Source organism: Lysinibacillus sp. KCTC 33748, assembly GCF_002237755.1.
Lineage (GTDB): Bacteria > Bacillota > Bacilli > Bacillales_A > Planococcaceae > Lysinibacillus.
This window is the reverse complement of sequence record NZ_MWSJ01000046.1, coordinates 1-8,196: the sequence shown is the minus strand read 5'-3', so window position 1 is coordinate 8,196 and position 8,196 is coordinate 1. Positions and strand designations below refer to the sequence as shown.

Sequence of the window (8,196 nt, the reverse complement as noted above, 5' to 3'; positions counted from 1 at the left end):
GACTACAGGTTGGCTCCCTAGTACAGTCGTAGCATCAGTTTAACATACTAAAGCCTTATGAAAAATCGAAGAATCACTAGGCTTATTCGGCATGGCCCAATTTATCAAAATAATATCAGAGAGTTAAGAAAGTTATTATAGATACTTGACTAATCGTAAGAAAAGAGCTGCATATGCAACTCTTTAATCTTTTATTAAAGACTTCTTTAGTTTAATAGGCCTTTTGATTCCTGATCCCATTTTGTAATTGCGTAAAATATTTCTTTTGGATTTGGATCGTGTTTTAAATATCCTAAATAACGAGAAACGAGAATGCCAAAGCTAAAATCTTGACTAATAATCCATATAGGATAATTGTTGATATGTTCCCATAGAATGCTAAAGTTCATTAATGCCCACTTTCCGTCAACAATAAATATTGGACAATCACCTATCCCAAAAAACAAGTACACTAATTTATTTTCAAAATCAATTCTTTGTACATAGTCAATAACCTCATGTTCCCAACTAAATTCTTTTCTGAAATCACGATATTTAATCGCAAAATCCACTTTATGTAATTCATAATTCCATTTCTCGTGAACTTTATTTAATATTCTTTCTAATTCTGGAGACGTAATCAACTCGCTTTTTTCTATCACACTAGAAATATGTTTTGGAAATAAATTCATTAGATTAGTTCTCTGATTTTTTTGTTTGACAACTTGTATTTTTTGCTGCATTCGTCTTTTTCGTTCATCCATAATCTCACCTCTTTGCATTCAAGCACCCTTATAATACCATTAATTTAGTAATAAAAGGATTTATCTAATCCAACTAACCCGCGACGTTAGTTGAAGATGAAAAAGATGGGATCCCTGAGGAATCCCATCTTGAAGTAAAGCACCCGTATGAAATAAGTTAGTTTGTTTATAACTGCAAACTCATAGTAACTGTCCTAATGCTAAATCCCAATTTTTCATACAGTTTAATTGCTTGATTCCCCGCAAATGCACTTAGACGGATTTCTGAATATCCATCTTGTTTTAGATGATCAATTCCTGCTCTCATTAACATTTTGGAGATCCCATTCCCCCTAAATTCTTCTATAACAAATAGTTCGTAGATAAATCCATTCATCCTATCCGTAAATTGGTCTTTACTAGCCCCTATAAGAATCCAGCCAATTAATTTATCATTTTCTTTTGCTATTAAATAGTAGCTTCCCTTTTCCAAAAGTGGCTTAACAAGTTGGTCAATTTTTTCTTTCGTAGGTTCTACCTCACCTAATGTACCATCAAAAACGGCTTGTGGAGAAAGAGATATTACCTTTTTTAGTTCCAAATCGTTAGGTTTTCTAATATCCATTAATTGAATCAGTCCTTAATTTCCTTTTTATCAGTTTAGCATAGTATCCCAATAATTCCTCTCTACAGGCTATTATTTACTTGAATTCTCCTTGTACTAAACTATACAGTTTGAATCACGTATAGAAAAATTCACATATACTTTACTTTATTAATATTTTCAGACTATACCTTTAAACACAAATAAGAGCTGAACTACTTTCAAAATTAGTTCAGCTTAAAAATAACGAATGTTACACATTGTATATAGTGATAATGATCTATAGTGCATTACTTTAATTTTTGACTATTAATAAAATACTTGTGCTGAGCTTACCTGATCACTTCCTCTGTATACCCGATTATTACAGAATTTACAGTATAAAATAAACAGAAACTTTTTCATCAAACATTTCTGTCTCTATATTCCGTTCAACATGGTCGGCACTCACATAATGAATATCATGTAACAACACATTTGCCTTTAATAATGCTTCGTGCTGCTGGATAATCGTTTTTGCTTTGGCACTTCCAGCAATCGAAATCGATATATATTGCTCAACAGGAAGTTGCCATTTTTTTCGTGTATCTTGGATTGTGCGAATAAGTTCCCTAATTTGCCCTTCCTCAAGTAAACTAGTTGTCAGCTGAACATTCAAAAGGACTCGACAAGAAGCTTCTTCGGCTAAGATGTATTGGTCCTTTACAATGGATTCAGTTAATACGTGAGCTTTTAGCAATGTTAGTTGTTCTCCATCAATCGTTAATGCAACTGAACCTGTTTGTTGTAAGTTAGTTTTCTCCTTATCACTTAAATTCACTACGTACTCTTTTACGCTGTTCACTTTTGCTCCAAATGCTGCACCTGCTGTTTTAAAATTAAGCTTATAATGAACCGTTTCATATGCAGAGAAATCATTTGTCCAGAGGCATTCTTTTATGTTTAATTCATCTTTCACGAGCTCGCTATATGGTTGATAATCCGTTAGCTCACCGTCAACTGAGACAATCATTTCACTTAAAGGTTGCTTTACTTTGATGCTTTGACTATTACGGATGCTACGGCCAAGTTCTACTATTGTTAAAATATTCCCCATCTCTTTTTCAAGTTTCGTATTCACAAGCGCTTCATTGAATGTTGGGTAGTTTTGCAAATGAACGCTTTGTCCGCATAATTGTCGATATAAATCTTCTGCGATAAATGGCGTGAAAGGCGCTAGTAATTGACAAATTGTCGTGAGTAGCTCATACAGTGTACTGTAGGCACCATGCTTATCTTCTGACAATCCGTTAGCCCAAAATCTTGCTCGTGAGCGACGGATATACCAGTTACTTAGCTCCTCCACAAGCTTTCCAATTTCACGTGTTGCTTGTGTAAATTGATAATCGTCCATCGATTTTGTCACTAGCTGAATCGTATGTTGTAATCGAGATAGTATCCAATGATCTAATTTTGTACGAGTACCTGTATTATTGGCATCGTATTGGAAGCCATCTATTTCTGCATATAGCTGATAAAATTTGAACGTATTATCTAGTGTATCGACTAGTTTTGATTTTGCATCCATCACAATTTTCTTTGAAAAGCGTTTAGGATTCCAAGGAGAACTGTCAACTAAAAACGCCCATCTTAATGCGTCTGCTCCGTACTGCTGAATTAGTTCAACTGGCTCTAATGCATTGCCTTTACTTTTCGACATTTTCTGTCCATGCTCATCTAAAACATGCCCTAAAGATAGTACATTTTTATAAGGTGCTTTACCTGTAAATAAAGTCGATACGGCTAATAAACTATAGAAAAATCCACGTGTCTGGTCGATACCTTCAATGACAACATCAGCTGGGAATTGATTGTTAAACGTATCGAGGTTTCCAAAAGGATAATGATGCTGAGCAAATGGCATTGAACCACTATCAAACCATACATCAATCACTTCAGGTGTGCGTTCCATGTCCCCATTACATGTTGGACAAGAACATATAACCTCATCAATATACGGCTTATGGAGCTCTATATCTTGTAAAGTACTCTTCGATAACATTTTTAAGGCTGCAATACTATTTGGTGCCTCTTCATGACCACAATCCTTACAAACCCACACATTGAGTGGCGTTCCCCAATAGCGATTTCGGCTAATATTCCAGTCCACTAAGTTTTCTAAAAAGTTTCCAAATCTACCGTGTTTAATATGATCGGGATACCAAGTTACTTGTTCATTATTTTGTAAAAGCTTATCTTTCAATGTCGACATGTTGATAAACCAACTATCAGTTGCGTAGTAAAGCAAAGGTGAATCACAGCGCCAGCAATGAGGATAGCTATGCTCATATTTTTCCTTATCAAACAATAGCTCATCTTTAGCGAGCATTTTAATAATGTCGACATCACACTCTTTCACAAATTTACCGACAAGCTCTGGAACATCTTCTGTATAACAGCCTTTTAAATCAACAACATTAACAAATGATAGGCCATTTTGCTGAACCGTTTTATAATCGTCCTCCCCATATGCAGGCGCGATATGAACAATTCCAGTTCCACTATGCTCTGTGACATAATCGGCCAGCACAACGACATGACCTTTATCAACGGTTACGTATGAAAAAGGTGGAATGTACGATACACCTTCAAATTCATGCCCATTATGCTCACTTAATATTTCAACGGGTTCAGTAAAAACCTTTTCCACTAATGATTTTGCCAAGATATATACTTTATCGTGCTGCTTCACTCGAACATACACGAGCTTAGAATTCATCGCCAAGGCAACATTAGCAGGTAATGTCCATGGTGTCGTTGTCCAGCCAAGAAAATACTCATCTTTGTCCTTCAACTTAAACATTGCCGTTACCGATAAATCTTTGACATCCTTATAGCCTTGCGCAACCTCATGAGAGCTTAATGATGTTTGACAGCTAGGGCAATATGGCGAAACACGATGCCCCCTGTATAAAAGTTTTTCCTTATGCACATGGCTTAAAATATTCCATACGGACTCAATGTAATCATTACTTAGCGTTAAATAAGGGTCATCCATATCAATCCAATAACCGAGTTGCTCTGTAAAGGAGCGCCACTTCTTCTCATAAGTAAAGACACTTCCCTTACACTCTTGAATAAATTCCTCAACACCATATTTCTCAATTTCTTGCTTGCCAGAGATGCCTAGCTTTTTTTCCACGCCTAACTCTACAGGCAAGCCATGTGTATCCCAACCAGCTTTACGTTCAACTAAATAGCCTTGCATCGTTTTATAACGAGCTACTACATCTTTAATCGTTCTACCAAATGCGTGACCTACGTGTGGTAAACCATTTGCTGTTGGCGGTCCTTCATAAAATACAAAAGGCTGTTGTCCAACACGATTTGTCACGGATGTTGCAAACGTGCCTTCTTGCTCCCACAATGCTCGGATCCGTGTTTCTCGTTCAACTGTAGTTTCCTTCTTTTGTTCTGCTTGCATATTAGTTCCTCCTATACAATTAATTTTGTATAAAAGGCATACAAAAAACCCCGTCCCAAGTAAGGGACGGGGTTAACCGCGAATACCACCCTAATTCTATTGAAGTAACGTTCAATAGCACTCAGCAACGTACAATCATACGTGTTCTTTTTAACGGTAGACACCCGAATCAGCTTACTATGTTCAGCTAATCTTCTCAGAGAGGATCTTCATGTATCACTTGCACACCGACTTCCACCAATATGTCGGCTCTCTGTAGAACAAAATGAAACACTACTCTTTCTCATCAACGAATTTGTATGCTTTTATTGTCACTCATCGTAACAGACTATTTTTCGTCTGTCAATAATTTCAAAGTACTACTATTGGTAGTAATTTTCCTATAATTCATCAAGACATGTTTCGATGCTTTTATGAAGAGCTGCGAACTTAGGCTTCCCATTTGTTATAATATAAAAGCTTTTCACAAAGGATTTACAGTTAAAAACTAAAATTCTGTGATGCTGTACATCAAGCTGTTCTTTTTTTACTTTTAAAGTAGCAGGTAATTGTTGCAGCAACTTAATGATCTCATGCTCCTCTAGACCTTTCTCAAGCATAGTGAAAATAGGAACTAAAATCCGCTCATCTTCATTATGAATGAAAGCATAATTTTCTTGCAAAATGGCGTTCCACAATGCGTTTACAATTTGACTATAAAAAGCTTTATCTAATTTTGGATTTTTCACCAACTCATCGATTGCATCAGCCATATGGGCAACACTATGAGCCCACCCTTTTTCCGGCACGTAGCCCCTTGCATCCTTTTCTACTGCTAAATAAGCTAGTACTTTATCTTTACAATCAGCGATTTTTTGTTGGGATAAAAAATCGTCTGCGTTATCTCTAAATAATATTAGGGCAATCAATAGCGACGTAAATGTACGGGTAAAAACTAAATCTGATTCGCCCTCTTCTATACCCTTACATAATAAATTATTCAAGCATTCCTCTAAAAGCTCCGTTAAAAGTGAATGCTCTAGTAAGTTTTTTTCACGGATCAATTCATAAAACGATCCATAAATTAAGTTATCTCGTAGTTCACTATCTAATGAGCCGATATGTATCATCATTGATTGTATGAGTTGAGTTTGGTCCTCTTGCTGCCAGCTTCTATCTCCACTATTTAATTCTCTGAGAATTCCTTTTAAGTCGTTTTCCTTTAATAAGGTTTTATTTTTTAACATACGCATTATTGCTCTCCTTTTCACGGTTGCTTTTATTCTAAATACTCAAAACTACTTTCGTGGTAAATGCCATCAAGCTTCCATCCCTTATTAAACCGAACGTAAGTAAACTCCTTCTGCTGGTCGTTGTCCATTACAACAATTACCTTGCTTTTCCAAGGGAAGGTTGCCGCACGCACTTTTCCATTTCTGACCTCATTAATTTGCTCGGACAAAGAAAGCAGAGTAGATGGCGTAACACTATTTTGTATCAAATATTGCGGACGGTCAGAGCTATCTTCAAACTCCTTCATTACTTGTTCATGAAAGGCAATTACTTTTTTGTTTGTATCATACATACAAATCCCTAGTGAACTAATGCATAAAACGATTAAGCTTCCGAAAAAAATAACATGCTTTTTCTTTAACCCTATATAAAATTCCCATTTATATTCCTTTTTGTATAAGTAATAATATATACCTATACATATTGGCCAAATAAAAAGAAATTGCCACATTAACACCACCCAAAAGATATCACCAAAAGACACAAAATATCTAATCATATTGTGGTTTAAAAACCAAAAGGGTAAAATCCAACGCCAAGCTAAATTTTCCTGAGAAACGCTTTTAAAATAGATAAGTATGAGTGGAGAAGATAGAATAAATGCTAATGCATTGTCCATTATTGCAATTATCAATGATTTATTCACTTCCCTGCACCTTTTTTTCGAGAATTCAAATACTTACAATAATTGTACCTTATTCCAAATATAAAAAACAGCTAATAAAAAGCTAGACATTCTTGAATTTTTGAATGTCTAGCCTTCTTATTTTAAAATCATCTTTTTCTCCTGCTACATCTGCAATCGATATTGTTGTAGGAACATTAGTCTAAATTTTCATCAAAAGAAGTCTCAATGACCGCTTTTTTTGTTGAAGAAAGCACAATATTCGTTGAAGGCGTACCATAAGGCATTGCGTCGTCAATAAACTGCTCTAATGTTTCTACTGAATTGGTTGCAATTTTTACAATGTAACTGATTTCACCCGCGACACGATAGCATTCAAGGACATCGGGGTGTGCGTTACAAAAATCCGAAAGACTTTTACAATCAATGGATTTAAATAAAATAATGGCTTGAATGTCGCGATTAATCCTTTTTAAATTAACGCTAGCACCGTAACCTTCAATAATCCCCTGCTCTTCCAGTTTTCTTACACGTTCAATAACAGCCGGAGAAGATAAATGAACCGTAGCCGCTAATTCTTTCATCGACATTTTTGCATTTCGTTGTAATTGCTGTAAAATTTCATGATCTATTTGATCCATAAGTATCCACCTTTTTTTATAAACTAGATTTAATGAATTTCCTTTCATTATAAAGCAAATCTTCTAAATTACATTATACAGATTCTGTTATTGAATATCATTATTCATTACAATTATACGTATAAAGGAGGCATTAACAACATGAAAAACATATTATTACTATTAGCAAATGGTTTTGAGGCTGTTGAAGCAAGTGTTTTTACAGATGTACTTGGCTGGAATAAATGGGAGGGCGACGGCACTACAGAGGTCGTGACTGTAGGATTACATCAGCAGCTGCAATGTACATGGAATTTTAACGTAGCTCCTGAAAAATTGCTACATGAAATATCATTAGAGGATTTTGATGCACTTGCGATTCCTGGAGGCTTTGAAGAGGCTGGATTTTATGAGGATGCTTTTAGCGAGGAGTTCCAGGCGGTTGTTCGTCATTTCGATGAACACAAAAAACCTATTGCGACGATTTGTGTAGCTTCCCTCATTTTAGGTCATAGCGGAGTGCTTCATAATCGAAAAGCTACAACTTATAATCACCCAACAAGTAAACGAATAGCACAGCTGCAATCCTATGGTGCAGACATCGTCAACGAACGAGTTGTTCGAACTGAACATATTATTACATCCTCCAATCCCGGCACTGCATTCGATGTTGCATTTAGCTTATTAGAAATGTTGACAACAGTGGAAAATACAAAAAAGGTCAAGGATTTAATGGGGTTTAATTAATTTAATGAAGCTGTCTTCACGAAACGCTTGGAGACAGCTTCATTTAATGGTTCTATAATATTTTTTGGGGTATTCGCACAATTCCACGCATAAAAAAAGCACAGATTCACCGATTTATATATACTTGAATTGTCGAGAAACAA

General features: G+C 35.6%; 7 protein-coding genes and 1 other annotated feature. Of the genes, 1 reads left to right on the top strand and 6 read right to left on the bottom strand.

The annotated features are described in order from the left end of the window. Positions 1 to 206: 206 nt before the first annotated feature. The 6 genes from B1B04_RS25080 to B1B04_RS25055 all read right to left on the bottom strand — a co-directional run bounded on the left by B1B04_RS25080 (position 207) and on the right by B1B04_RS25055 (position 7,327). The gene (locus B1B04_RS25080; protein ID WP_079564454.1) at positions 207 to 743 is read right to left on the bottom strand and encodes a hypothetical protein; all 537 of its coding nucleotides are present in this window, start codon (positions 741 to 743) and stop codon (positions 207 to 209) included. A 166-nt stretch (positions 744 to 909) separates the two neighbouring features. Beyond that, positions 910 to 1,347, bottom strand: coding sequence for a GNAT family N-acetyltransferase (locus tag B1B04_RS25075; protein WP_079564451.1), 438 nt, complete (start codon positions 1,345 to 1,347; stop codon positions 910 to 912). 352 nt (positions 1,348 to 1,699) lie between these two features. After that, positions 1,700 to 4,789 carry an isoleucine--tRNA ligase gene (ileS, locus tag B1B04_RS25070; RefSeq protein WP_079564448.1) on the bottom strand — a complete coding sequence of 1,030 codons (3,090 nt, stop codon included), beginning with the start codon at positions 4,787 to 4,789 and terminating at the stop codon, positions 1,700 to 1,702. Positions 4,790 to 4,848: 59 nt separating this feature from the next. Beyond that, positions 4,849 to 5,088 (bottom strand) — a binding site (T-box leader). Positions 5,089 to 5,169: 81 nt separating this feature from the next. Continuing rightward, on the bottom strand, positions 5,170 to 6,021 hold the full coding sequence (locus B1B04_RS25065) for a DUF2785 domain-containing protein (RefSeq protein WP_240518396.1): 852 nt from the start codon (positions 6,019 to 6,021) through the stop codon (positions 5,170 to 5,172). A gap of 26 nt (positions 6,022 to 6,047) precedes the next feature. Then, positions 6,048 to 6,707, bottom strand: coding sequence for a hypothetical protein (locus B1B04_RS25060; RefSeq protein WP_240518395.1), 660 nt, complete (start codon positions 6,705 to 6,707; stop codon positions 6,048 to 6,050). A 176-nt stretch (positions 6,708 to 6,883) separates the two neighbouring features. After that, positions 6,884 to 7,327: an Lrp/AsnC family transcriptional regulator gene (locus tag B1B04_RS25055; RefSeq protein WP_079564446.1), complete on the bottom strand. Its 444-nt coding sequence runs from the start codon at positions 7,325 to 7,327 to the stop codon at positions 6,884 to 6,886. A 141-nt stretch (positions 7,328 to 7,468) separates the two neighbouring features. Here B1B04_RS25055 and B1B04_RS25050 point away from each other — a divergent pair, with 141 nt between their 5' ends. Next, positions 7,469 to 8,053, top strand: coding sequence for a DJ-1/PfpI family protein (locus B1B04_RS25050; RefSeq protein WP_079564443.1), 585 nt, complete (start codon positions 7,469 to 7,471; stop codon positions 8,051 to 8,053). Positions 8,054 to 8,196: the final 143 nt, after the last annotated feature.